Source organism: Corynebacterium sp. HMSC062E11, from assembly GCF_001811845.1.
GTDB lineage: Bacteria > Actinomycetota > Actinomycetes > Mycobacteriales > Mycobacteriaceae > Corynebacterium > Corynebacterium hesseae.
Genome location: NZ_KV806832.1, coordinates 18,557 through 41,276, shown reverse-complemented (window position 1 = coordinate 41,276; position 22,720 = coordinate 18,557). Strand labels below are relative to the sequence as shown.

Sequence of the window (22,720 nt, the reverse complement as noted above, 5' to 3'; positions counted from 1 at the left end):
AAAACGTTATCATTACGGGATGGCTACACCCGTTACCGTGCTGTCCGGCTTTTTAGGCAGCGGAAAAACCACCCTTCTCAACCACCTGCTGGCTAATCGCGAGGGGCGCAAGCTGGCAGTCATTGTCAACGACTTCTCCGAGGTCAATATCGATGCCGCCCTCGTCGCTGGCGAGGGTCATCTTGAACGCGGCGAAGACCGCTTCGTTGAGCTCTCCAACGGCTGCATTTGCTGTACATTGCGCGAGGATCTTATTGAGTCCGTCGGCAAGCTGGCCCGTTCCGGCCGTTTCGATCAAATCGTCATCGAATCCACCGGTATTTCCGAGCCCATGCCCGTCGCCGCCACCTTTGAGTGGAAGTTTGAAGACGGCGCCACGCTTGCCGACGTTGCCCCCATCGACACCATGGTCTCCCTCGTGGATGCCTCCACGTTCCTTTCTCAATTACGCCGTGGCCGCAGCTTGGTCTCTGAGAATATCGAGGCCACGCCTGATGACGACCGCACCATCGCCGACCTGCTTGTGGACCAGGTCGAATTCGCCGATCTCATTCTCGTGACGAAGACGGACCTGGTGGAGGCCGCCGAAACCGAACGCGTCATCGCCACCGTGCGCGCCATGAACCCCCGCGCTCGCGTCGTGCCCGTAACCAACGGGGTTATCGACCCTGCGCTGGTCCTTGACGCCCATCTTTATGACACCGCAACCGCCGCGGCCTACCACGGCTACGCCGAGGAACTGGCTAACCCGCACACGCCGGAAACTGAGGAATACGGCATTTCCTCCGTGGTCTTCCGCTCCGATCGGCCTTTCAATCGTAAACGCCTGCTGGCTGCGTTGAGGGGCAGCACCGGCCTGGTGCGTTCGAAAGGTTATTGCTGGATTGACACCGACCTGCGCGTGGCTCATGCCTGGCAGCAAGCAGGGCCCAACCTGCAGATTATGCCGGCGTCATTGTGGGCGGCCAACGGGGTTACTCCCGGCACGGAGTTGGTGCTCATCGGAATCGACTTCGATCACGAGTCCACCCTGCAGGCTTTCAATGACGCCGTGCTTTCCGACGCCGAAGTCGCCGCCCTTGTCTAGCTCGTCATTAAGGTGAACACGGGGTGAATTGCTATGCCCATTCCCTGGGGCGAAAACATGCATTGACATCGGGATTTGTTAGTTCTCTGGAGTGTGGGTATAGTTATTCCTCGTTGCACAGCAGAGCGCACACGCTCCGGCGTCAAGCACTGCAAACCAACGGACTGCGCCCGTAGCTCAACGGATAGAGCATCTGACTACGGATCAGAAGGTTGGGGGTTCGAATCCCTCCGGGCGCACCACCTAAAACCCCAGGTTAAACGGCATAAACACCGGATAGCCTGGGGGTTTCTTCGCGTTTTAGTCGCCTAAAAGTAGACCCGAGTAATCCCAGGTAAACCGAAGTGGGTGCAAACGCGGTGCAAACACCCTGCAAACGGATTGCAAACATCCGACCTGGTATCTGGCTTAAGCCCTTAAGGGACATTTCGTGTGGATTTGCGGCGTGTCGCGTTGTTGGTTAGCAGGGTCCGTATTCGGAGGGGAACCGGACGCACAGGGGTGGCAATTGCTGGCTGGGGCCGTAGCCATCGCCGCTGTTGGGGTTGTAGGTAGGCGTGTAGGTCATGGGGAGATCGACGCCGCCGTTGCAGGCCGGATATTCGGGGTGTGCTGCGCACATCTCGACTTCGGTGTCATAGCCCGCGTAGCTGCCGCCGATTGGCGCGCTACCAGTTAATCCGGCAGCTCCCTCGGCGGAAGCGCTGGCAGCGCCACCCATCTGCTGCCAGCACCAATCGGAGTAGGCGGTGGTTCCGTCTGGCCAGAGTGCCGGGCCGGGTGTGCCCTCGAGGCACTGGACGACGTAGGGTTCCTCGGATTGCGCGGTGGTGGGGGCTGCGGCCTCCGCGGTGGGTTCCTCGGTGGTCGAGGTGGCCATGCTGGTCGATGTTGCGGTGGTGCTGCTCGAGCTTGTCGATGTCGACGTGCTCGTTGTGGAGCTCGTCGCGCTCGTCGAGGTGGCCGGGGTGTCGCCGGAGATGGAGCAGCCGGCAACGAGGAGAGTGGCCGCGGTCAGGACAGGGAATAGCTTTTTCATGGGTGGTTCATTGGGAGTTGAGAGTGGTTAGAGGATCATGCGGCTAGTGCGCCCATAAGCAAGAATCCTGCCGGACTCCCAGAGCTGCATCTAGATGGTCAGGAGCCGCGGCGTGACGCCTAGTTCGGCGGCGATGGCGCATGCCCGCGTGGCAGGGTCGAGGCCCGTGCGGACGATGACTGTGTTCGTGGAGCGGTGGCAACAGGCGTTGAACCTCATGTCGAGCTTTCCGGACCCTACCTACGCAACCAGGAGGTGTAAGCGCTCCTTGATAGGGAACATGGTGGGCTCCTTTTAGGGAAATGGGTGGTTGTCATTCAGGCTTGTGGTGGTGTCGTTGTTGCAGGGCTTTGACTTCGCTTTCAAGCTGGCGCATATCGATTTCATTTGCTTCTTGGTCGAGACGTTGAAGGTAGGCCTTCCACTCGGCCTTGGCCTTGGAGTCGGCTTGCTTCTTGTTTCGCTTTCCGAACCCCTGAAGCAGCTCACGTTCGTTGAACTCCAGCCATTGCGCCGTCTTTCGCTCCCAGTCTTTGAGCAGGAGGGTCTTGCCCATTTCTGATTGATCTTCGGCGTAGTCCAGGTACATCGTTGTGAGACGGTTTAACCGACGTAGCTCGGCGTCATTGAGGTAGTTCTTGGCGATGATGACATCGGCTGCATGTGGTCGCTCTCCCTGCCAATTGGTCAAACCGGCGTTTGGTTTCATGTGGTCTGCACGCTCGTAGATGAGTTCTGCAGCCGTGGAGCCGTGGATTGCGTAGTGCAGTCGGTTTTGCAGGTTGGCGAAGAAATTACGGACATCATCGAAGCTCCTACGCTCTTCGTAGTCAGCACTTGTCTCGGAAATGACGTCACAAATCTTGCGGAAGAACTGTCGTTCCGATGCGCGAATCTCACGGATTCGCTCGAGTAGTTCATCGAAGTGCGTGTCGGCACCGTCATTCTTGAGCCGTTGGTCGTCAAGTGCGAAACCCTTGATGAGATATTCGCGGAGAACCTCGGTCGCCCACTTTCGAAATTGGGTGCCGCGTGGTCCTCGGACGCGGTATCCCACTGCGAGGATCATGTCGAGGTTGTAGTGGTTCGTAGACCTGTCCTGACCTGGCTGTTGTAAAAGTTTTTTACATGTAGCTTGGTCCAGTTCTCCATCGCGGAGAATTTCGCGAATGTGATGGTTGACTGCCGGTGCACCGACGTCAAAGAGTTCTGCCATTTGAGCAGTATTAAGCCATGCAGTGTTTTCTTTGAGCTGAAGTCTTACCTGGGCTTTTCCATCATCAGTGGTGTAGAGCGCTATTTGATCTGGGGTAGGCATACTTTCCTCCTTTCGCTAGGGCTGATTTTCCTCAAGAGGATCCGTAGCCTCCTGGGCAGCCACTGGCTCCAGGTCGGCATTGATCCGGTCATTTCTGCCTTGGTCGTCCAAATCGTAAACCTCGGCCTGGACATCTGGTCCGTCCTCTGTGAGCTCTGCAAAGGTTCCGAACCAAGCCGACGGATCCGAGTCGATACGTCGGGCCAGCTCGCGAATGAGTGCTTGATCGCTTAGGACTTCGGCCACATCGGTTAGAGATTGGTATGAAGTTTCATGCGGACGCAGATAGCCGGTAGCTACAAGCGCCGCAGTTACAGAAGCGCCATACGCACGAGCGAGTGCGATCACGTAATCCGCCGAAATCTCATCCTTTGCGAGCTGCCGGTTAAGGGTCGAGATGCTAATGCCGGCCTTTATTGCGGCCTGCCGTCCGGAGGCCTCTCTAGTGAGTCGTGAGAACCATGCTTTGTGCGCTTCCATGTGGCCCATTATGCGCAATATGGCAACATTGCGCGAGTTGCGCAGCCCCGTACTTTCCAGCTAAAACGGAACTTCTTTGTGATTGAGCTTGCGCAATCCGGGTTACGAAACCCAAGGTGCGCTACGCAAATCAAAATGCGCAAGGAGGTGAACCGAGAAATGAAGTACCGAATCCGTCCTGAAGTTCTCGACAAAAATCGAGAAGAACAGCAGCTAGGAAGTGGCGAAGCTCTAGCCCGAAACCTAGGGATCTCACTCCGGGCGGTGCAAGGACTCCGAAAAGCGGACACCAAGTCTCCCGACATTCGTCCAAGTCATGCAGGCGGCAAACAGCACCCGTATCAACGTCGGAATCGCGGCCGCCTAGGCGCGCCTGGCATCGGAAGCAAGGAAGAGGAAATGCTGACTAAAGAACAAGAAACCAGATCTGCTCGCCAAGAAAGCGGAAGAGGAGAGTGTCTGATGGTTTGTGTGGGGGTTCCCAATCCGCATGAGGAGATAGACCAGAATGACTACTGTGACGAGGCAAAGTGCCCGCGTCCCCGTGTCTTGCCATCGAGGTTAACGATGAGTCAGACCTGCCGCAGATTAATCGGGACTTAGCCGAGATGTCGCAGGCATTGAATAAAGAGTTCGGGCGCTACGCGACGGTGAATGATTGGCGGCAGTGTATTACTGCTCGCCGTCAGCAGGCCCCTTCTCTTGCAGTCCCGCCACCGCACTAACGGCACAGATCCGAGTTTTCTGACATAGTGGGGCGCCTAACCGAAACCGTGATGTGAAGGAGATTAAAAATGACTAGCGTATTGTTCGTCGTCAGTGCGGCAGATGGCTGGACACAGAAGGACGGTTCCGTTCACCCGACTGGGTACTGGGCTGAGGAACTTGCCGTTCCGCACCGCCTGTTTAGCGAGGCCGGCTGGGACATCACCATCGCTACCCCCAACGCGGTAGCGCCGACGCTGGATGAAATGAGCCTTGGTGAAGGGGCCGGTGAGCCCGAGGAACTTCAGGAAATTCGTTCCTACCTTGAGTCCATCAAGGATGAGCTCGATAATCCAAAGGCCTTGGCGGATGTCAACGAGGAAGACTATGACGTGGTCTTTTACCCAGGTGGCCACGGCCCCATGGAGGACTTGGCCGGCGACGCCGCCTCTGGTGCGCTGTTGAAGCAGCGCCTCGCCGCCGGCACGCCCCTCGCTCTGCTGTGCCATGCACCGGCCGCACTTCTGGCAGCGAAGAACGACGATGGCACCAACGCCTTTGCCGGCAAGAACGTGACTGGCTTCTCCAACACCGAGGAAGAATCCACTGGGCTTGCGGAGAATGCGAAGTGGCTCCTGGAGAGTGAGCTTGTGAACGCGGGCGTCAAGTATGACAAGGCAGCGGAAGACTGGAGCTCCCACGTCGTTGTGGACGGCAACCTCTACACTGGCCAGAACCCGCAGTCTTCGGCTGATCTGGCTAAGCGCATCCTGGAGGACTTGGGCAAGTAAGTACTGGAGGATCGCACGGTGGGCCCGCCAGCGGGGGATATAATGGTGCCCATGATTCAAGCGATTCTCTCCGCTATCTTGCTTTTCTTTTCCTCTCTGTTGTCTTTGGCTGGCTCCTCGGATCTGCCAGGGAGCTCAGGTATAGCGGAAGCTGGATCCTCACAACGAAACATCGTTACTAGCGTGCCCTCGGGCTTAGTTACCGTTAATGCACAGCAGATGGAGTTCGTGGAGAATTCTGAGTGGAAGTCCGCGGAACAGCCGGAATCTTTTTATGTGAACTTTAGGGATCAGGTCATGGAGTTCTCCTGCGATATCGCCGGTTTCCACTTTGAAAGCAATGAGGCTGGTCAGATAGATATCACGTGGGATTTGATATCGGATCACGTCTGCTTTGGCCCACAATCGGACGGGGCCATCATGAAACTTCTTGCGAGCCCAGTAATGGTGAAGGTGGATCCTGCTGCCTCCGTAACGCCGCAGCGCATCTACCTTGTGAACGGGGACCAAGCCATCACGCTCATTCGCTGAGATGCATATCACGCAGCGCTGGGTGAAACGCAGGGCTGAAAACGAACACAAATAAAAAGACCGGCCAGAGCCACTGGTCGGTCTTTAAACGTTTTTGACTGCAAGGAGATGAATAGGTGTCAGCGCATGCCCGAATAGTGGGTCTCGATATTGCACGTTCCTTGGCCATCATCGGGATGATCATCCTGCACATGGCCAACCTGGTGTGGGGTGTCAAAGTGGTGCTCTCCGGATTGCCGGCGGCGGGGTTCGCCATCATTGCAGGTGCCACGATGATGATCCTCGCCCGTGACTACTCGCTGCGGGTGTTCATGAAGCTGGTGGCTCGCGGCTGCCTCATCATGCTCATTGGTCTGGCCTTGCTGCCCGTCGGCGGTGAGATTCAGGTGGTGCTCGTGGTCATGGGCGCGGCCATGGCTCTCACCGCCTGGGTGCCGCCGCTGGCCACCGGCTGGAAGGTCCTGCTCTTCGCGCTGGCTACTGCGGGCGCCACGGTGCTCTACGCGCCGTACACACTCCCACAGGTCTACCCCCTCGTGGCATTCCTGGCGTACATGGTGGCGGGCATGCTGCTTTACGACGTCTACCTCACCCGCCCCACCCGCACCCAGATCGTCACGACCGCGGTGGCCGTCGTCGTTACTGGCATCGGCCTGTGGCAGCGCTTTAACCCGGATATCGCCGGCTGGCTGCGCTTTACCGGGCATACGGGTGTGCTTGGTGAAATCCTTCTCTCCGTGGCGGTCACCGCGGTGGTGCTGCACCTGTGCCTGATCATTGGCCGTCACCTGCCGCGCTTGACCTTCCCCTTCGCGGCATTGGGCTCGATGTCGTTGACCATCTATATCCTGCACATTCTCACCGCTCGCTACTGGCAAGCACACGTCTCCCTACACAACACCATGGCGGCAGTGGGCTTTGTGCTCGCGTTCCTACTGTTGAGCGCGCTGTGGAAGAAGTTCTGTGGAAAGGGCCCGGCCGAGAGGGCCGTGGCTTGGGCAATCAAGGAGGTGGCCGCGTAATGGTGGCACGAAAGATAACTGCTGTCGTGGCCAGCTCTCTGGTCGTGGGGCTAGGCGCTGCGCCGGCCATGGCCTTGGAATTCGCCCAGCCCGCACCTCACTCGGAGGAAAGCGCCGCCGTGGCTGCGTTGCGCATGGGCAAAATCGGAAACTTCGGCGATTGCACCGGCACGCTGGTGGCTGAGCAGTGGGTGCTGACCGCCCGCCACTGCTTGGAGTCCGTCAACAACGAGGGCTCGCAGGCCCGCTTTGGCCAGGGCAAGGACACCCGCGTCTATGACGTGGACTCCTGGGCTGTTTCGCCGACTATCGACGCCGGCCTCATGCACCTGACCGAGCCCGTCAAGGGCGTTAAGCCCGCCAAGCTCGCGGATGCGGTCCCCACCGCCGGCGAGAAAGGGCACTTCTACGGCTGGAGTAGTAGCTCCCGCATGGCCCGCAAAGGCCAGCTACCGATAGCCGAGATGGAAGTGGGCGAACTGCTCTCCGGCGGCACCCCGCCGGCAAGCCCAGATGAATCCGGCGAGAAGATGACGCCGGTGGCGCCAGGAGATTCCGGGGCTATGGCTCCTGGTGACATGGCAGTGCCTGCCCCCGGTGGAATGGTCGCTCCCGCCCCTGGTTCGTCCGATGCGCCCCAGGTGATGAAGGGCGGCGACATGCCAGATATTGCCGTTGGACCTGACGGCGCGGAAAGCATTCCCGCCGGTGAGCTTGGGGGAGTAGGCCCGATGATTGCGGCTGCCATCATGGACGTGAAGTCCCTCAATGGCGAAGGCATGCAGGGCGGCGACTCGGGCGGGCCGTTCTTCGTCAACGGCCGCCTCGTGGGCGTAGCTACGGCCGGAACGTCTAATGCGGATCCGGATCTGCCTTCCCCAACCGCGGCGATTACATCCGTGGTTGAGGTCCGCGACTGGATTGAGGACGTCACCAGTGGCCGCGACACTGATGGTGTGTTGAATGCCGATAACTCCCCGAAACCTCCGAAAACCATGCAGGTCAGCGAGCCCTATGCCATGCGCGCCGGCATCTTTGGGGTGGCAGGACTGGTGGTTGTCGCCATCGCCTCACGCGTTCTTCGCCGCAAGGGCACACGCTAAAATAACTGCTGGACTTTGCGCCTGATATGCCCAGAGCCATGGTGCGGCTAGGCTGAATCTCCATGAAGGAGAAACTCGTTCCGTGTCTGATCGCTGGTGTCATTCTCGGGGTGGTGTTGTGGCTGGCCTCCGGTATGCTCTGGCTCTTGCCGGTGGGCCTCGCGGTGGGCCTGGCGGGCTACCCGTTGCTTGGCATGACTCGCGACGAGTCTCTAGCCCGCAAGCGCCGCGACGACACCTTCCGCGACTAAGCGTCCCACCCCACGCCACCGCACTACGCCGCCCGACGCCGCCGCGCACGCTCCTCCACGGTCGGTCGCTAGATGGCACCCCACAAACCGTCGACAAATGGCGCCCCACAAAAGGCATCCGCTAGAAGGCATCTTTGGGGCCAAAAACGCCACCTGCAGGATCTAAAAGGCGTTTTCAGGCGAGAAAACGCCTCTTGACAGACGCCTTCTGACAGATGCCGTTTGCAAGATGCCTTTTGCTGACTGCTGCTGCCCACTGGCCAGCACTCCTACAAAAGGCTTCACTCAGAAGTCTCCAGTCAAAAGGTTCCTCTGGGGGCAGGTAAACCATCTTTAGCCAGGTAGAAGGTTCGTTTGGGGGCAAACAAACCTTTTGACTGGAACCGGGTGAGGGGAACCCGTTGGGAAACTACCGATTAAGGGCAGAAGGTCAGGGCTGGAAGCTCGCCAACGGGTTAGAAAATCTCGATGCGCCCGCCCAAAGACTCCGTCTGGCGCAGCTGCGCCACCCAGTTCGGCGCACCCGGGTGCATGCGCAAGACCGGGCGGGAGGAGATCTTCACCGGGGAGACCGATTCCTTGCGAGCCCCGGAGCGGGCTTCGATGCGGGTGCGGGCGCGGAAGCCAGCGTCGGCAAGCGCGGCGATGGAAGGCTCATCCGAGGCCAGCGATTCGCGCGCATCCTGCAGCAACTCAAGGGCCTCGTCGAGGGCCTGGACCAGCGCAGTCGAGTTGGTCTCGCACATCTGGCGCACCAGGTCCGGGCGAGTACCCGCCACGCGCGTGCCGTCCTTGAAGGAGCCAGCCGCCAAGGACTGCGCCAGGATGCCGCCATTATCGCCGACCACCGCGAGGGTTTCCGCCAACACGTGTGGCAGGTGCGAAATGCGGGCGACCGCGGCATCGTGGTTAGCCACGCGCACCGGAACCGCCTCCGCGTGAACCATCTGGGTCATGCGGACCACGTCCGCAAAAATGTTCTCCCACTCGGCGGGGATGCGCTCGCCGCGCGCGTCGCACTCGGCGGCATAGTCATAGGTGATAACCCAGGCAGCGCGGTTGAACAGCCCGGTGTGGGAGTTCTCCCAGCCGGACTTGGAGGTCCCGGCCATGGGGTGGCCGCCCACATAGCGCGACTCCATGTTGCGCTGCACAACGAGCTGGCGCACCTCGGTCTTGACCGAGACCACGTCCGTCAAGCCGCAGCTCGGGGCGTGTTCCTGAATGGAATCGAGGACCGAGGCAACCGCATCCATGGGCACCGCGACGACGATAAGCGCGTTGTCTTCCTCGGCCCGGTGCAGGATGGCCGGCAGATCATCGGTGACGTCGTAGCCCTGCTTAATGGCCGTTCGGGCACCAGAGGTGGAGTGGTTGTAGCCGTACACGGAATGGCGTGCAGCAGCTAGGTCACGCAGGAGGGAACCTCCAATGAGACCGAGGCCGATAATGCAGACGGGGCGTTGAACATCTTGAGAACTCACGGTGACAATTGTGGCACAACCCGACTAATCTGACGAGGTATGAGCCACGACGATCTGTCCTTTGCCATCACCGTCGCCAGTGCCGAAGGCGGCTGGGTGATTCGCCCTTTCAAGGATGACTTCACCGACGTCAACACCTCCATCAAAGCGGTGCGCAACCTGCGTTCCGAGGGGGCGGCATTCGCGCTGCTGTGCGTGGAAGATGATTATTTCGTCGTCGTGCGCCCGGTTCCGGGGGATGTGCGCATGCTGCTTTCCGACGCCACCTACGCCTCCGAAGACGACTTCGCCGCGGATTTCCTGGACTTGCGCGATATCGATATCCCGGATTTGGACGAGGACGAGTGGGAGGACGCCGACCCCTACGGTGACGGCGATTTCGATATCTTCGCTGACCTCGGCCTCGATGAGAACCAGTTGGGCTACATCATCGATAACGATGAGGACTGGCCTTCTGACATGCTCCTGCGCATCGCCGGCGAGCTGGGCTTTGGCGATGAGCTAGAGGATTTCATCGACGGCCTTGACTCGGATGATTCTTAAACCAGCGGAGGGGCTGGTGCGCGCGGAGGCCCGCATGCGCCGCGCCTTAGAGGTCGCGCGCACGACGCCGGCGGGGGATATCCCTGTGGGTGCCGTGCTTTACGACGCCTCCGGCAACGAACTCGCCACCGGCGTTAATCGCCGCGAACAGCTGGATGACCCAACAGTACACGCAGAGGTGGAAGCCATCCGCCAAGCGGTGCGAGTGTATGGCGATGGCTGGCGGCTGGAAGGCTGCGAGCTGGTTGTCACCTTGGAGCCCTGCGCGATGTGCGCTGGCGCGATTCAGGCTTCCCGGGTGTCTTCGGTAGTCTTTGGTGCCTTTGAGCCGAAGACGGGGGCGTGCGGTTCGCTTGTCGACGTCCTCCGCGCCCCCGGTGCCCTCCACGTTCCCGAGGTACGCGGCGGCGTGCTGGAGGAGGAGTGCGCGGAGCTGCTCACGGGCTTCTTCGGGGGTCTTCGCGGCAGCGGCGCTTAGCCCCTGAGCGGGTTAGTGGCCCCGGAGCCGCCTTCCAGTTCGGGTGTAGGCTTGGTGGCCCACGTGAGAGAAGTAGAGAGTCCCACGTGAGAGAAGTAGAGAGTAAGGAGAAAACCATGGGTGATTTCGAGAACAAGAAGGACGAGTTCGTTGGCAAGGCTAAGGAAGCCGCTGGCGGCCTGACCGATAACGAGAAGCTGGAGAACGAGGGCAAGGCCGACCAGGTCACCTCCGAGGCTAAGCAGAAGGCTTCCGACGCCGTTGAGGGCGTCAAGGATAAGGCCAACGAGGTTATCGGTAACCTCAAGGACTAATTCCTAGCCTCATCTAGCTGAATCGCTGTCCGCGCCGCGTGGTGTGGGCAGCGATTTTGTCGCTCGGGACGACTCCCGTAATCTGGAACGCGGTGGCGTGTCCGAGCGGCCGAAGGTGATCGCCTCGAAAGCGATTGTTGGGTAACCCCCAACCGCGGGTTCAAATCCCGCCGCCACCGCCAGATCCGGCACTCCAGTTTTTAGCTCTGGGGTGCCGGTCTTTTTGTGTTTTAGAAGCCGGCCCGCCCTCTATCAACATCTCTTTGGAAATCTAGCGCGGCTTGGCGTGCCTCGGGGTCGTGGTCTTCCGTGCGTTTGTGAATCCGCCGGCTCATCATGCCTGCTGGGATAGAAATGAGAAGGATGGCCGCGATGGCAACGATGACGAAAGTAGACATGGGGGTCTCCTAGAGCACTTCAGCGGATAAAACTCTGGTGGGGCAGGGGGTGTCCTGACTCTCTATGCGGGAATACTATGATGTGTAACACTATAAGACGTTGAGGTTGATGAATAGTCTTTCTTTCAGATCTACGTTCTCGCTCGTCTTCGCAGCCGCTGTCGTTTCCGGGTTAGGTGACGGCCTCATCCCGATTGCTTTTGCGCTTCAGGCACACCGAGTAGATCCGTCGGGGCGCGGCTTGACGGTGGTGCTTATCGCGCTGTGGGCGGGCCGCTTCGTCAGTTCTTTAGTGGTCCGAAAGCTGCCGCCACCTCACCGGCCAGTGGCCTGGATGCAGGGTAGTGATGTCGTTCGGATGTTGGCGCAGTGGGGACTCGTGGCGTGGGTGGTTGCTCGCGGCGATTCTATTGCTGCGTTCGCGCTCTCAAGCTGTGTGTACGGTTGTGCCTCGTCATTCTTTGGGCCAGCAAGGTTTAGCCTCTTGTCGCAGCTGTTTTCCGATGAGCAGCGCACCCGCGTCAACGGAACCCTGTCGATGCTTGGTGATGTGCTGTTTATCGCCGGCCCCCTCATCGGTACAGCGGCAGTGCTCACCTTGGGATTTAACACGGTATTGCTTATCGACGGCGCCACTTTCCTCGTGGCCATGCTCTTTGTTCTTCCGTTTCTCTCAGTACGTAGCGAACCAGCAGGCGAAAGCTCTAATGGCGCAGCGGTTGAACCAGGACCGGACAGCGCAGGTTCATCGACTTCGAACAAACCTCTTGCGTCTCCAACACTCCCGAGCTGGGTGCGGGTAGGACTCGGTACTTGGCTGGTCGCGGCAGTGGTCAACGGCTTCCTGGGAAGTGCTGGACCTACATGGATTATGAATACTTTCGACGAAAAGTCGTGGGGGTTTATGGCAACTGCGCTTGCGGTCGGTTCGCTGTTTGGCTCAGCCGCAACAATTCTGAAGGCATTAGATCGGGTGCGTTTTAGCACCTTGCAAATCCTGATGCTGATTCTTTTGGCCGGGCAGATCCTGGCTTTGGCATTCTCCTCTGTCTTCGTGCTCATCGCCGCAGTTGGTGCTGCTGCGTCCTTGTCGATGACTGCTGCAGGTATTGCGTGGGATTCTCTCGGGCAGTCTTTGGGGGATGATGGTCTGGTGCACCAGTTCGCTACAAAGGATCAGCTGGTCTTTACTGCCGGTACCCCGCTTGGAATGATTCTTTTCGCGGCGCTTTCATCTCATCCTGGTGCCCAGCTGGGCGTGCGATACCGTTAGGGCTTCACAGCCCAACTGGTTAAACTGGTGCACATTCGTGTCCACCACCAAAGCTTCCGCGAGCAATAATCGCGCATGTGAAGGGGAATTTCCGTGGCAAAGCTGCTTTACCACCTAGGCCGTTGGTCTTACATCAACCGATGGAAGGTCATCATCGCCTGGATCTTCATCGTGGTGGCTGCAGGCGGAGCGACCTTGAGCTTGATGAAGCCGATGACCACGGAGTACTCCATCAGCGGCACGCCCGCTATTGATGCCACCCGCCGCGCGGTGGAGCTCTTCCCCGAGAACGGTAACCCGGCCAATGCGCCGTCGGTCAACCTCGTCTTCAAGGCCCCGGAAGGGCAGAAGCTCAGCGATCCGCAGAACAAAGAAGCTGTCGAGGACGTGGTGCACCACATTGCTGAAGGCCTTGATATCCCAGAGGGCAGCCAGCAGCGCTGGGGTAACCCGCTTGAGGTATCGCCAGCACTTCAGCAGCAGGTCATTGAGCAGTTCACCTCCATGGGTTTGCCGGAGGAGACCGCGCGGGCGGATGCCGACAACCTGGCCATGGTCAATGCCGATGAGACGATTGCCTACACCACCTTCGACTTTGATGCGGAAAGCCCCTATTCGGTGGACCCCGCGGATAAAGACGTGGTCCATGAGGCCATGGATATCGGCCGTGCGGTGGGCTTGGAGGTAGAGGCCGGCGGCGCAGGCTTCGGTGATGAAATCCAGGTCAACTCGATTTCTGAGGTCATCGGCCTGGCCGTGGCGTTTATCGTCCTCATCATTACCTTCGGTTCCTTGGCTTCCGCGGGCATGCCGCTTATCTCCGCGGTTGTGGGGGTGGGGCTCGGTGCGATGGGCGTCATGATCGCGACCCACTGGATGGAGCTCAACAACCTCACCCCGGTGCTGGCCGTCATGATTGGCCTGGCCGTGGGCATCGATTATGCGCTGTTCATCATGTCGCGTTACCGGCAGGAGCGCTCCCGCATGGACGGGCCGGATGCCGCCGGCATGGCCGTTGGTACGGCGGGTTCCTCGGTGGTCTTTGCCGGTGCGACGGTCTTCATCGCGCTCTTCGCCCTACTGGTGGCACGCATTAGTTTCTTGACGGCGATGGGCCTGGCGGCTGCGGGCACGGTCTTCATGGCCGTGTTTGTGGCGCTGACCTTGGTGCCCGCGATGCTGGGCCTGCTCGGTGATAAGGCCTTCGCCGGGCGCATCCCCGGCGTGGCCGGCAACCCCACGAAGCGCCGACCGCGCCGCACGAAACCAACGATGGGCAACCGTTGGGTGCGCACGGTGCAGCGTGTCCCCGGTGTCGTCATGGCCTTGGTGGTGCTCGGCCTCGGTGCTTTGACCGCTCCGGTTCTGCACATGGAGCTGGCGCTTCCGGCGGATACCACGTCTAATCCGGATACCACCCAGCGCAAGGCGGCGGACCTGCTGTCCGAGGGCTTCGGCCCCGGCATCAACGGCCCCTTCTTAGTGATCGTGGATGGCGCTAACGCCAACCCGGATTCCGCGGCTTTGCAGCCCTATATCCAGGGTCAGGAGGGCGAAGAGGATGAGCAGAAGAAGGCCGCTCTTTCTTCCTTTATGTATTCCGTGCAGCGCCTGAACCAGGTCGGCGGGGTCAAGCACGCCCAGTTGGTGGGCGTGAGCAAGGATATGAAGGCAGCGCAGATCATGGTCAGTCCCACTACCGCGCCGACGGATGAGGCCACGGTTGGCACCGCCTCCGCTTTGCGCACCGCCAGCGCGGAGCTGGAGGATGCCACCGGTGCCGAGATCGGCATGACAGGCCTGACTGCGGTGCAGCTCGATATCACCGAGCGCCTTGAGGAAGCCATGGGGCCATACCTTGCCATCGTGGTAGGCCTGGCCATCTTCCTGCTGTTGGCGGTGTTCCGTTCCATCTTGGTCCCATTGGTGGCGGGCTTAGGCTTCCTGCTTTCCGTCGGCGGTGCCTTCGGCCTGACCGTGCTGGTGTGGCAGGACGGTCTCACCGGCCTGGTGCCCGCGCCGGGCCCGCTGATTTCCTTCATGCCCATCTTCCTCATCGGCGTGACCTTCGGCCTAGCCATGGACTATCAGGTCTTCCTGGTCACCCGCATGCGTGAGCACTTCTCCCGCTACCCGCAGGGCAGCGGTGGCAAGTACAGCAAGTACAACGCCAATGATGAGGCCACCATCGCCGGCTTTACCGCCGGTGCCCGCGTGGTCACCGCCGCGGCCATCATCATGATTTCCGTCTTCGTGGCCTTTATCAGCCAGCCGCTGCCCTTCATCCAGATCTTCGGCTTCGCGCTGGCGGCGGGCGTGCTTTTCGACGCCTTCCTAGTCCGCATGTCGCTTGTCCCCGCCACCATGTTCCTCATGGGGCACACCACCTGGTGGATGCCGAAGTGGCTGGACAAGCTGATCCCACAGCTCGACATCGAGGGCACGGCGTTGGAAGAAGAATGGGAGCGCAAACACGCGGCAGCATCCCGTGAAGCAGAGGATAAGGCAGCGCAGCCCGTAGAATAGTTCCCTATGACTCACCCTAAGCCGCAGCTTGAGACCGACCTTTCCTTCGACGTGAAGAAGGAGCTAGATTTAAGCGGTCCAGCACAACCGGGAAAGCACGGCCGCACCGGTGTTATCCATACCCCGCACGGTGATATCCAGACCCCGGCCTTCATCCCGGTGGCCACCAAGGCCACGGTGAAGACGCTGACCCCGGAGCAGATTCGCCTCACCGGAGCCCAGGCTATCTTGTCCAATGCCTATCACCTCTACCTGCAGCCGGGCCACGACATCGTGGACGAGGCCGGTGGCGTGGCTGCCTTCGAGAATTGGCATGGGCCGACGTATACCGACTCAGGCGGATTCCAGGTCATGTCCCTCGGCGTGGGTTTCAAAAAGGTCCTCGCCATGGACGTGGCGGACCTAACGGACTCCGATATCCGTGCGGCCAAGAAGGAGCGTATGGCGCAGGTCGATGAGGATGGCGTGGATTTTAAATCCATCATCGACGGCTCCACACACCGCTTCACCCCAGAGGTCTCCATGCAGATCCAGCATGGCTTGGGCGCGGACATTATGTTTGCCTTCGATGAGCTCACCACGCTCGTGGATACCCGCACCTACCAGGAGGAATCCGTCGAGCGCACGCGCCGCTGGGCGCAGCGCTGCCTGGATGAGCACGACCGGTTGACGCTCGCCCGCGGCCCGCAGAAACCGCGCCAATCCCTGTGGGGCGTGGTGCAGGGCGCGCAGTATGAGGACCTGCGCCGTCAGGCCGCGCGCGGGCTGGTGGAGCTCTCCGATCGCGCCGAAGCGAATGGCCGTCGCGGATTCGGTGGCTTCGGCATCGGTGGCGCATTGGAGAAGGAGAACCTGGGCACGATTGTGGGCTGGGTATGCGATGAGTTGCCCGTCGATAAGCCCCGGCACCTGCTGGGTATCTCTGAACCGGATGACATCTTTACCGCCGTTGAGGCTGGTGCCGATACTTTCGACTGCGTGGCGCCGACCCGCCTGGCGCGCCGCGGTGGCGTCTACACCCTTGATGGCCGCATGAACCTCACCAATGCACGCTTCAAGCGTGACTTTGCTGGTGTGGATGAGGAATTCGGCGGCTATGTGTCGGAGAATTACTCCCGCGCCTACCTCCACCACCTGCTCAAAGCCAAGGAATTCTTGGCTGGCACGCTGTGCACCATCCACAACCTGGAGTTCATGATCCGCCTGGTAGATAACATTCGGGAGTCCATCGACGGCGGCTATTACGAGGCTTATCGCGATGAATTCCTGGGGCGCTATTACGCCAAGTGACCGGTGACGATGACGTTGTACTCCAAGTCTGATGTGCCGTCCACCGCACACGCAATGAGCACGATACGCCCGGGGACCTCGGTATTCATGAGGTCGGCGTCGCTGCCCAGCTGCTCCTTATCAACCAGGAAGGCGTTATCCACGATCCACTCGCGCCCGGCACCGCCCTCGGAGGTCATGCGGATGTGGGAGCCGTTGAGGATGGGCGTCGTAAAGCGCTGCACCTGCGCCCCGTCGAGGCCCTCCACGGTGGTGGGGTTGTTCAGATCAACGTCGGCGGTGACCACTTCGGAGAAGGGGTTGAATACCAGTTTCTGCTGGCCCCAGGCATGGCCCAACACGTAGGTGGTGCCCTGCTCCGCCGTGGCGGGTGACTCACCCCAGTCCTGGACCCAGCGCACCATGGTCTCTTGCGGCCCTGCGGGGTTGAGGGGCACGACGAAGGGCATTGAGTCATAGGTCGCGCCCGTGATGGTGGCTGGGCCGTCCATCTCAAACGTGCCGGTCAGTGCGGGTGCCGGGCCCTCATTGAGCGGCGGCGGGGTAGGGGTGGTGCTGGGTGCTGTGCTTGGCGACGCCTCACTGCTCACCGCCGTCGTTTCCGGTGCCGCGTGGCTCGTCGTTTCAGGCGACGGGTCTTCTTCCGTCCCCGAGCACGCCACAAGACTTAAGGCTGTGGCCAGGCCAAGGATAGGGAGGAGTGAAGTTCGTCGATGCTTATGCATCGTAGATGTCCTTCCGGTGGCCAATAGCGAATACCTCAATCGTTACTTTCTGGTCGTGGATGTACGCCAGAATGCGGTAAGAACCGACCCGATAGCGCCATTCGCCTGAACGGTTTGAAGTCAACCCTTTTCCGAGAGCTCGAGGGTCTTCGCAGCCTTCGAGGTTCTTTTGGATCCACGTCACGATGATTCGCGCATCGAATCGGTCAAACTTCTTTAGCTGTTTGCGGGCTTTCGACGTGAATTCGACGTGATATGAAGTAATTCTCTCCGGCATCTTTAGAGATCCTCGAGGACCTCATTAAGGCTAAACCGTTCGTCAGAATCCTCTGCCATTGCTGCGCGCAGTTCCTGAAGGTCGTAGTAGTCTTCGACCCGTTCTAAAAGCGCTGCTCGGGCAAAATCAGATATTGTACGGCCTTCAAATGTGGCTAGATTTCGAACGAGTTCAGCGTCGTTATCATCCATGCGAATTGTCAAAGTAGCCATATTTCCTCCTTAACCATCGTGAATACATTGTATTCAATGGGGAGAGTAAAGGGAAGAGAGAAATAGTCCCCCTCAGCACAGTGTGTGCCAAGGGGGTGAAAATTCGGGACGGGTAGCTGTTGCTGTTACTGAGGCTGTGTTGCCGTAGAGGTTTCGGCCTCGTCGATAGGTGCGTAATCCTCGCGGCGCTTGACCCAGGAGATAACCAGCGTGGTTAGCGGAAGCATGATGACCTCGCAGGCGGTCTTCCAGAGGAAGCCCACGATGACGTAGTTCAGGAAGCCACTGAAGGAATCGATGCCGATGACCGGTGCTGCGATGGCGCAGAACAGCAGGGTATCGCCGAATTCGCCGACGACGGTGGAAGCAACAAGGCGGGCGATGAGACCCTTCTCGCCTGAGCGGGCCTTCATCTTGACCAAGGTGAAGGAGTTGAGCAGCTGGCCCACGACGTAGCCGACGAGGGAAGCCAGCAGGATTTGCGGGACGAGGCCCAGCGTGGCGGCGAAGGCTTCCTGACCTTCGTAGAAATCAGCCGCGGGCAGCCAAATTGCAATATAAAAGGAAACTGCGGCCAGAAGCGCCATGGCGAAACCGATATAAACGGCGCGGCGGGTGGACTTGAAGCCATAGCACTCAGAGAGAACATCGCCCACGATATAGGCGATGGGGAAGAGGAAGAAGGCGCCATCGGTGATGAGTGGGCCGAGCTGGACGCCCTTCGTGGCGTTGATGTTCGAAATGAGGAAGGTAACGACGAACACCGCGACCAGCCACGGGTACAAGGTGGAATGTACCGGGATGAATCGGATGCTCTCGCCACCGTTTGTGGTGGTTGCGGTTGCCGATTGAGTTGTCATGGAACAGCATTTTTCCACGAAACTGGGGGAAGCAGAAATGGGGAGTGCTCCCTCACCCGGCTGTTTCCTGAGAACCTGCAGCGGAACTGGCTGTTTCGGGGGTGCGCTCTCGGTGCTGTGCCCATAAAGATCTATGAACTGGGCAGAAATAATGCACGCAGTATGGCATTCTTTTGCTTGCAACGTTTTCGTATTCCCTGAACGTTTCCTGTCTATTGTGTGCATGGCGCGCGCTCGAAGAGATTCGGGCGCGTTCGAATTTCGAGGCCAGAGAAAGACACGTCATGTCAGGGGGTGCGGCTACCTTGGTTTCTGGTCCTTAGAGCTTTCCGGCGGATCTTCTACCTTCTGCGTCGCTAGATGGGGAAGGTACCAGGTTCGCCGGTGGCCCAACTTCGTTTAAGGGAAGGTCATCGATATGACGTTTGGTTCCCCAGGCTCGTCGCCACAGTTTGGCGGGCGCCCGCCGCAAGGGGCTGATCAGCCAGGTGCAGGTTCCGGGTTCGGCGCGCCCGGTGGGGCTGGGGGTCCCGGTGGTTTTGGTGCCCCGAATCCAGCACAGAATCCTGCCCAGACCCCAGCGCAGAAGCCTTCCTCCGGTACTGATTTTGGTCGGGGCTCCGGTTTCGGCTCTGCCCCGGGAAGCCCTGCGGGGGCTAACCCTAGTTCAGGGGCAGGTGGCTCTTTTGGTGCGCCGGGCTCGTCTGATGGTTTTGGTGAGTCCTCGCCTGCACCGGATTATCGCCGTCAGGTGGCAGCACCGACGAGTCCGACGAAGGGGCCGTGGCCGCTGCTCATTGCTGCTGGCGTTTCCGCAGTTATCGCACTGATCCTCTTGGTCATTGCGCCGCTTATTGCTTCGCCGACGCAGACTCTGTTCTTTGTCCTAGCTATCGGTGGATGGCTGCTGGCCGGAATCGTGTCCTTTATCCTCTTGGGCCTGTACACGCTGAAGAACACGCAGCGCCAAGCCGAGACGTTTTATGTTGAGGACACCACGCAAACTTTGCTTTACCGCATCATCATGGGCGGAAGTTTTGTCCTTGTCATTGTCGCTGCGGTGGAAATCGCCTTCTACGTAGGAAAGGCGGTTGGCGCCTAATGAAGAAGTTCACACGAGTACTTGCTTTATCCGCTGCGATGGCCATCACTGGGTTCGGTGGCAGCCTGGGAGCGGTGGCGCAGGATGCTCCGCTGCCTCCGGAAGCTCCAGAAGCTCAGCCGGAAGAGCGCCCTGAGGGAATCGGCTCCGAATCTGCGCTCTCAGAAGTCTCACAAAAGAACCTCTCCGATTTTGGCTCCTGTATTGCTAGCGAGAAGTCTGCGGACCTGCTCTTTGTTCTTGACCAATCAGCGTCCTTGGTGGGCTATGAGGGCTCGCAGCCGACGGATGCCGATGCCTTCCGCGTTGATGCCACGGCGGACATCGTGAAGCAGTTGGCCCACCTCGGGGAAGACAACGGCGCAGACATTAACGTGAAACTCGCTGGCTTCGGATCCGACTATTACAGCGATCCTGCCGAGTATGGCGGGTGGACCAATGTCTCCGGTAACGCTGATGCCCTGCAGGGCGAACTGGATAAGTTCCGCAAGGAGGATCGCGTTGCGGATCTAGAGACCAACTATGGCGCGGCCTACAAAGGCGCGTTGAAGGAACTCGCTTCTCATCAAGGTAGTAGCTGCCGCGGCATCGTGTTCTTTACCGATGGTAAGTACTACACCGACGCCGAGGCCAACGATCTTCAGGGCGCGCAGGACAAGCTGTGTGAGGTCAATTCCTCTGTCACCGCGTTCCGTAACTCCAATATCCGCCTCTTTAACGTGGGCCTCGTGCCAGCTGCGGAAGCCCAGGATCAAGTCCGCCAGCTCACCCGCATGGCGGAGGGTGAAGACTGTGGCCAGGGTGCCCCGAACGGTGCATTCTTTGACGCGGGTGAGGACCCAGCAGCGCTGTTCGCGGCCTTCCGTAACCTCATCCCTACCTCGGGTGGCGTAACCAAGGAAGGTAACTTCAAGGACCAGTTTGATTTCGTCCTTGATAACTCCGTGTCCCCTGTGCGTTTGTCCGCGGTGCCGAAGAATTCGGTGGGTGAAGGCGACCTCATTCCGACCCTGACTGGTCCCGATGGCGAAACGGTGGAGCTTAAACCCGATACCACGAGCGTCGCTGGCGCGAAGGTCTCCGTGACGGAGAACAACAAGCTGCCGGGCATGGTTGATATCGCTATGGAAAAGGATGGCGATTCCTGGGCCGGAGCATGGACTTTTGGTTACAAGGCGGCTGAGGGTACGGACGGCGAATACCTCGCTTCCGTCGTTATGGTGCCGGGCCTTAACCTGGACCTCAAGACCGAAGACGGGGCCAAGGTAGAAGGCGGCATTAACTCGGACCAGATCCTGAAGGGACAGTTGGTCGATGGCAAGGGCGAGCCACGTGCGCTGGAGGGTGAGGGAACCCTCTATGCGGAGTTCGTACCAGAGGACGGCGCCCCGGTCGCCCTTGTAGAGAATGCGCCGATCACCGATGGACAGCAGGTAGATATTCCGCTGGACAAGGTGGAAAACGCGGCATCCGGTCAGTTGCGAACCCGCGTGGAGATCACCACCAAAGAAACGGGTGAGCGCCCGGGCTCGAAGCTGGATCCCATCAACGCGGAAACGCCGCTGACGGTTACCCCGGTCAATATGCCGACGGTGGGCTCGGCGCAGACAATTACCATGACGGAGAAAGAGATTACCGTCGACGTTCCCGTGACCGGCCCCGGCAAGGTGTGGGTGGCAGACCAGACCATGGATTCTGATGGCGGAATGCTTCCCGCGGGAGTTCCTTCCGTTGCAGTGAGTTCTCAGCACAACTCGGAAGATTCCGCACTCGAGCTCTCCAAGGATGAGAAGGCAACCATCCCGGTGACTCTCAGCGTGGAAGAGATGGCGGATGGACCACTGCGCGTGGAGCCGGTCATTAACCTGCAGTCTGCTGAGGACAACCAGCAGATGGAGCTGCCGCTGACGTTGCAGGGCTCCATGACCGCACCACTGAGCAAGTCTGCTTTCGGCCTCTCCTTTGTCTTGGCGGTACTGCTGGCACTGCTGATTCCGCTGGCCCTTCTGTACTTCATGAAGTGGTTTAGCGGCCGCATTCCGGAAAAGCCCCGCATGTTTACGAAGACCATCCCGGTACGCCGTGATGGTGCGAACCTCGTGCGTACCGACACCGGCCGCCCGTTTGCGGTGTCCAAGGATGAGTTCCAGGGTGCCGTTCCGGTGGAAGCCTCTGCACGTTCTGCCCGCTTGGGCAGCAATGATGCCAAGGTAAAGATGGGACTGAGCCCCTTCACTGCCGCCCACGTGGAGGTCCAGCGCGATGGCACTATCTCCGGCAAGGGCAAGAAGTCCGGTTACCGGGCAGTGTTGCCGCTTGCGGTGCAGAACACGTGGTTCTTCATCGGTAACAAGAAGGACCGCGATTCTGGCGAGATTGTCATGACCATCGATACGTTGGCACAGGCCAGCGCATACGACGAGATGTCGAAGGAGATCAGCCGCCAGGCCCTGCAACTCTTTGACCAAGTCGAATTCCCAGCCGAAAAGGCTGAGAAGGCACAGACGCCGCCGCAGGCAGGCCAACCGGGGCAGCCGGTCCAGCAGAACCAGCCCGGCTCCCAGCCGCCGAGCGGTCCGCCGCCGCAACGTGGACCGCAGCAGGGCGCTCCCCACCCGGGTGGGCGCCAGCAGGCGCCGCAACCTGGCGGTTTCGGCCAGTCCCAGCCTTCCGGACCGTCACCTCAGAACCAGCCAGGTCGCGCTGAAGAGCCGGGACGCCCCGGCTTCGGCGGAGCACCACACTTTGGTGGTGGATCTGGTTTCGGCGGCGGCCCGAGCTTTGGCCAACCGGGCCAGCAGCGCCCAGACAATCCTGGTAACCCTGGTAATAACGGCGGCTGGCCCCCAGCCCCGGGATTTGGCTCCCAGGGTTAAGCCGGCAGAGCAGCACACAACAGACATAAACAGCA

The 22,720-nt window shown here is 59.8% G+C and carries 23 protein-coding genes and 2 tRNA genes; 16 read left to right on the top strand and 9 right to left on the bottom strand.

Annotation, left to right across the window (positions count from 1 at the left end; all coding sequences use genetic code 11):
* Nucleotides 1–19 precede the first annotated feature (19 nt).
* Both HMPREF2822_RS10975 and HMPREF2822_RS10970 read left to right on the top strand, forming a co-directional pair.
* Nucleotides 20–1,087, top strand: coding sequence for a GTP-binding protein (locus HMPREF2822_RS10975; RefSeq protein ID WP_070524588.1), 1,068 nt, complete (start codon nt 20–22; stop codon nt 1,085–1,087).
* 166 nt (nt 1,088–1,253) lie between these two features.
* Nucleotides 1,254–1,329 (top strand) — tRNA-Arg (locus tag HMPREF2822_RS10970).
* A gap of 218 nt (nt 1,330–1,547) precedes the next feature.
* On the opposite strand, the gene HMPREF2822_RS10965 is transcribed toward HMPREF2822_RS10970, so the two are convergent.
* The 3 genes from HMPREF2822_RS10965 to HMPREF2822_RS10945 all read right to left on the bottom strand — a co-directional run bounded on the left by HMPREF2822_RS10965 (nt 1,548) and on the right by HMPREF2822_RS10945 (nt 3,924).
* Complete coding sequence (locus tag HMPREF2822_RS10965; protein ID WP_141746440.1) at nt 1,548–2,126, bottom strand: hypothetical protein; 579 nt, start codon at nt 2,124–2,126, stop codon at nt 1,548–1,550.
* A gap of 313 nt (nt 2,127–2,439) precedes the next feature.
* Nucleotides 2,440–3,444: a RhuM family protein gene (gene rhuM / locus HMPREF2822_RS10950; RefSeq protein ID WP_070524580.1), complete on the bottom strand. Its 1,005-nt coding sequence runs from the start codon at nt 3,442–3,444 to the stop codon at nt 2,440–2,442.
* Between the two features lie 15 nt (nt 3,445–3,459).
* Nucleotides 3,460–3,924, bottom strand: a complete 465-nt coding sequence (locus HMPREF2822_RS10945) for a helix-turn-helix transcriptional regulator (protein WP_070683149.1) — start codon at nt 3,922–3,924, stop codon at nt 3,460–3,462.
* Between the two features lie 794 nt (nt 3,925–4,718).
* Between HMPREF2822_RS10945 and HMPREF2822_RS10940 the strand changes: the two genes are divergently transcribed.
* The 5 genes from HMPREF2822_RS10940 (at nt 4,719) to HMPREF2822_RS10920 (ending at nt 8,327) form a co-directional block, all read left to right on the top strand.
* A complete protein-coding gene (locus HMPREF2822_RS10940) occupies nt 4,719–5,420 on the top strand; it encodes a type 1 glutamine amidotransferase domain-containing protein (RefSeq protein WP_070524576.1) in 702 nt (233 codons plus the stop codon).
* Between the two features lie 51 nt (nt 5,421–5,471).
* Entirely contained in the window at nt 5,472–5,951 is a 480-nt protein-coding gene (locus HMPREF2822_RS10935; RefSeq protein WP_070524631.1) for a hypothetical protein, read from the top strand.
* A 116-nt stretch (nt 5,952–6,067) separates the two neighbouring features.
* The gene (locus HMPREF2822_RS10930; RefSeq protein WP_070524574.1) at nt 6,068–6,973 is read left to right on the top strand and encodes a DUF418 domain-containing protein; all 906 of its coding nucleotides are present in this window, start codon (nt 6,068–6,070) and stop codon (nt 6,971–6,973) included.
* On the top strand, nt 6,973–8,076 hold the full coding sequence (locus tag HMPREF2822_RS10925) for a trypsin-like serine protease (protein WP_070524572.1): 1,104 nt from the start codon (nt 6,973–6,975) through the stop codon (nt 8,074–8,076). Before HMPREF2822_RS10930 ends, HMPREF2822_RS10925 begins: the two co-directional genes overlap by 1 nt.
* 62 nt (nt 8,077–8,138) lie before the next feature.
* On the top strand, nt 8,139–8,327 hold the full coding sequence (locus tag HMPREF2822_RS10920) for a hypothetical protein (protein WP_070524570.1): 189 nt from the start codon (nt 8,139–8,141) through the stop codon (nt 8,325–8,327).
* 455 nt (nt 8,328–8,782) lie between these two features.
* On the opposite strand, the gene HMPREF2822_RS10915 is transcribed toward HMPREF2822_RS10920, so the two are convergent.
* Nucleotides 8,783–9,811: a prephenate dehydrogenase gene (locus HMPREF2822_RS10915; protein WP_070524568.1), complete on the bottom strand. Its 1,029-nt coding sequence runs from the start codon at nt 9,809–9,811 to the stop codon at nt 8,783–8,785.
* A 39-nt stretch (nt 9,812–9,850) separates the two neighbouring features.
* Here HMPREF2822_RS10915 and HMPREF2822_RS10910 point away from each other — a divergent pair, with 39 nt between their 5' ends.
* The 4 genes from HMPREF2822_RS10910 to HMPREF2822_RS10895 all read left to right on the top strand — a co-directional run bounded on the left by HMPREF2822_RS10910 (nt 9,851) and on the right by HMPREF2822_RS10895 (nt 11,328).
* Nucleotides 9,851–10,354 carry a tRNA adenosine deaminase-associated protein gene (locus tag HMPREF2822_RS10910; RefSeq protein ID WP_070524567.1) on the top strand — a complete coding sequence of 168 codons (504 nt, stop codon included), beginning with the start codon at nt 9,851–9,853 and terminating at the stop codon, nt 10,352–10,354.
* 34 nt (nt 10,355–10,388) lie between these two features.
* Complete coding sequence (locus HMPREF2822_RS10905) at nt 10,389–10,832, top strand: nucleoside deaminase (protein ID WP_070524629.1); 444 nt, start codon at nt 10,389–10,391, stop codon at nt 10,830–10,832.
* Between the two features lie 116 nt (nt 10,833–10,948).
* Complete coding sequence (locus HMPREF2822_RS10900; RefSeq protein WP_046648854.1) at nt 10,949–11,146, top strand: CsbD family protein; 198 nt, start codon at nt 10,949–10,951, stop codon at nt 11,144–11,146.
* A 91-nt stretch (nt 11,147–11,237) separates the two neighbouring features.
* Nucleotides 11,238–11,328 (top strand) — tRNA-Ser (locus HMPREF2822_RS10895).
* A 48-nt stretch (nt 11,329–11,376) separates the two neighbouring features.
* Here HMPREF2822_RS10895 and HMPREF2822_RS13555 read toward each other — a convergent pair.
* Complete coding sequence (locus HMPREF2822_RS13555; protein WP_167595823.1) at nt 11,377–11,544, bottom strand: hypothetical protein; 168 nt, start codon at nt 11,542–11,544, stop codon at nt 11,377–11,379.
* A 109-nt stretch (nt 11,545–11,653) separates the two neighbouring features.
* Between HMPREF2822_RS13555 and HMPREF2822_RS10890 the strand changes: the two genes are divergently transcribed.
* From HMPREF2822_RS10890 to tgt, 3 genes are all read left to right on the top strand, one after another.
* Complete coding sequence (locus tag HMPREF2822_RS10890; RefSeq protein WP_070524565.1) at nt 11,654–12,817, top strand: MFS transporter; 1,164 nt, start codon at nt 11,654–11,656, stop codon at nt 12,815–12,817.
* A gap of 93 nt (nt 12,818–12,910) precedes the next feature.
* Complete coding sequence (locus tag HMPREF2822_RS10885; RefSeq protein ID WP_070524563.1) at nt 12,911–15,343, top strand: MMPL family transporter; 2,433 nt, start codon at nt 12,911–12,913, stop codon at nt 15,341–15,343.
* A 6-nt stretch (nt 15,344–15,349) separates the two neighbouring features.
* The gene (tgt, locus tag HMPREF2822_RS10880; protein WP_010188410.1) at nt 15,350–16,633 is read left to right on the top strand and encodes a tRNA guanosine(34) transglycosylase Tgt; all 1,284 of its coding nucleotides are present in this window, start codon (nt 15,350–15,352) and stop codon (nt 16,631–16,633) included.
* Here tgt and HMPREF2822_RS10875 read toward each other — a convergent pair.
* The 4 genes from HMPREF2822_RS10875 to HMPREF2822_RS10860 form a co-directional block, all read right to left on the bottom strand.
* A complete protein-coding gene (locus HMPREF2822_RS10875; protein WP_070524561.1) occupies nt 16,621–17,358 on the bottom strand; it encodes a sortase family protein in 738 nt (245 codons plus the stop codon). The two genes, tgt and HMPREF2822_RS10875, sit on opposite strands and share 13 nt — an antisense overlap.
* Entirely contained in the window at nt 17,351–17,635 is a 285-nt protein-coding gene (locus HMPREF2822_RS10870; protein WP_070444271.1) for a type II toxin-antitoxin system RelE family toxin, read from the bottom strand. Before HMPREF2822_RS10870 ends, HMPREF2822_RS10875 begins: the two co-directional genes overlap by 8 nt.
* 2 nt (nt 17,636–17,637) lie before the next feature.
* On the bottom strand, nt 17,638–17,847 hold the full coding sequence (gene relB / locus HMPREF2822_RS10865) for a type II toxin-antitoxin system RelB family antitoxin (RefSeq protein ID WP_070524559.1): 210 nt from the start codon (nt 17,845–17,847) through the stop codon (nt 17,638–17,640).
* 125 nt (nt 17,848–17,972) lie between these two features.
* The gene (locus tag HMPREF2822_RS10860) at nt 17,973–18,707 is read right to left on the bottom strand and encodes a queuosine precursor transporter (RefSeq protein ID WP_070444267.1); all 735 of its coding nucleotides are present in this window, start codon (nt 18,705–18,707) and stop codon (nt 17,973–17,975) included.
* Between the two features lie 418 nt (nt 18,708–19,125).
* Between HMPREF2822_RS10860 and HMPREF2822_RS13735 the strand changes: the two genes are divergently transcribed.
* Both HMPREF2822_RS13735 and HMPREF2822_RS10850 read left to right on the top strand, forming a co-directional pair.
* Nucleotides 19,126–19,809 (top strand): PMP-22/EMP/MP20 family protein, encoded by a 684-nt coding sequence (locus tag HMPREF2822_RS13735; RefSeq protein WP_012714759.1) that lies wholly within the window; start codon nt 19,126–19,128, stop codon nt 19,807–19,809.
* Entirely contained in the window at nt 19,809–22,685 is a 2,877-nt protein-coding gene (locus HMPREF2822_RS10850; protein ID WP_070524557.1) for a vWA domain-containing protein, read from the top strand. Before HMPREF2822_RS13735 ends, HMPREF2822_RS10850 begins: the two co-directional genes overlap by 1 nt.
* Nucleotides 22,686–22,720: the final 35 nt, after the last annotated feature.

Excerpts from the sequence above, each read along its gene's own strand:
- relB (WP_070524559.1), bottom strand. The coding sequence starts at position 17,847 with ATGGCTACTTTGACAATTCGCATGGATGATAACGACGCTGAACTCGTT.
- rhuM (WP_070524580.1), bottom strand. The coding sequence starts at position 3,444 with ATGCCTACCCCAGATCAAATAGCGCTCTACACCACTGATGATGGAAAA.
- HMPREF2822_RS13555 (WP_167595823.1), bottom strand. The coding sequence starts at position 11,544 with ATGTCTACTTTCGTCATCGTTGCCATCGCGGCCATCCTTCTCATTTCT.
- HMPREF2822_RS10945 (WP_070683149.1), bottom strand. The coding sequence starts at position 3,924 with ATGGAAGCGCACAAAGCATGGTTCTCACGACTCACTAGAGAGGCCTCC.
- HMPREF2822_RS10910 (WP_070524567.1), top strand. The coding sequence starts at position 9,851 with ATGAGCCACGACGATCTGTCCTTTGCCATCACCGTCGCCAGTGCCGAA.
- HMPREF2822_RS13735 (WP_012714759.1), top strand. The coding sequence starts at position 19,126 with ATGACGTTTGGTTCCCCAGGCTCGTCGCCACAGTTTGGCGGGCGCCCG.
- HMPREF2822_RS10905 (WP_070524629.1), top strand. The coding sequence starts at position 10,389 with ATGCGCCGCGCCTTAGAGGTCGCGCGCACGACGCCGGCGGGGGATATC.
- HMPREF2822_RS10850 (WP_070524557.1), top strand. The coding sequence starts at position 19,809 with ATGAAGAAGTTCACACGAGTACTTGCTTTATCCGCTGCGATGGCCATC.
- HMPREF2822_RS10900 (WP_046648854.1), top strand. The coding sequence starts at position 10,949 with ATGGGTGATTTCGAGAACAAGAAGGACGAGTTCGTTGGCAAGGCTAAG.
- tgt (WP_010188410.1), top strand. The coding sequence starts at position 15,350 with ATGACTCACCCTAAGCCGCAGCTTGAGACCGACCTTTCCTTCGACGTG.
- HMPREF2822_RS10920 (WP_070524570.1), top strand. The coding sequence starts at position 8,139 with ATGAAGGAGAAACTCGTTCCGTGTCTGATCGCTGGTGTCATTCTCGGG.
- HMPREF2822_RS10965 (WP_141746440.1), bottom strand. The coding sequence starts at position 2,126 with ATGAAAAAGCTATTCCCTGTCCTGACCGCGGCCACTCTCCTCGTTGCC.
- HMPREF2822_RS10875 (WP_070524561.1), bottom strand. The coding sequence starts at position 17,358 with ATGCATAAGCATCGACGAACTTCACTCCTCCCTATCCTTGGCCTGGCC.
- HMPREF2822_RS10890 (WP_070524565.1), top strand. The coding sequence starts at position 11,654 with ATGAATAGTCTTTCTTTCAGATCTACGTTCTCGCTCGTCTTCGCAGCC.
- HMPREF2822_RS10935 (WP_070524631.1), top strand. The coding sequence starts at position 5,472 with ATGATTCAAGCGATTCTCTCCGCTATCTTGCTTTTCTTTTCCTCTCTG.
- HMPREF2822_RS10975 (WP_070524588.1), top strand. The coding sequence starts at position 20 with ATGGCTACACCCGTTACCGTGCTGTCCGGCTTTTTAGGCAGCGGAAAA.
- HMPREF2822_RS10860 (WP_070444267.1), bottom strand. The coding sequence starts at position 18,707 with ATGACAACTCAATCGGCAACCGCAACCACCACAAACGGTGGCGAGAGC.
- HMPREF2822_RS10925 (WP_070524572.1), top strand. The coding sequence starts at position 6,973 with ATGGTGGCACGAAAGATAACTGCTGTCGTGGCCAGCTCTCTGGTCGTG.
- HMPREF2822_RS10940 (WP_070524576.1), top strand. The coding sequence starts at position 4,719 with ATGACTAGCGTATTGTTCGTCGTCAGTGCGGCAGATGGCTGGACACAG.
- HMPREF2822_RS10870 (WP_070444271.1), bottom strand. The coding sequence starts at position 17,635 with ATGCCGGAGAGAATTACTTCATATCACGTCGAATTCACGTCGAAAGCC.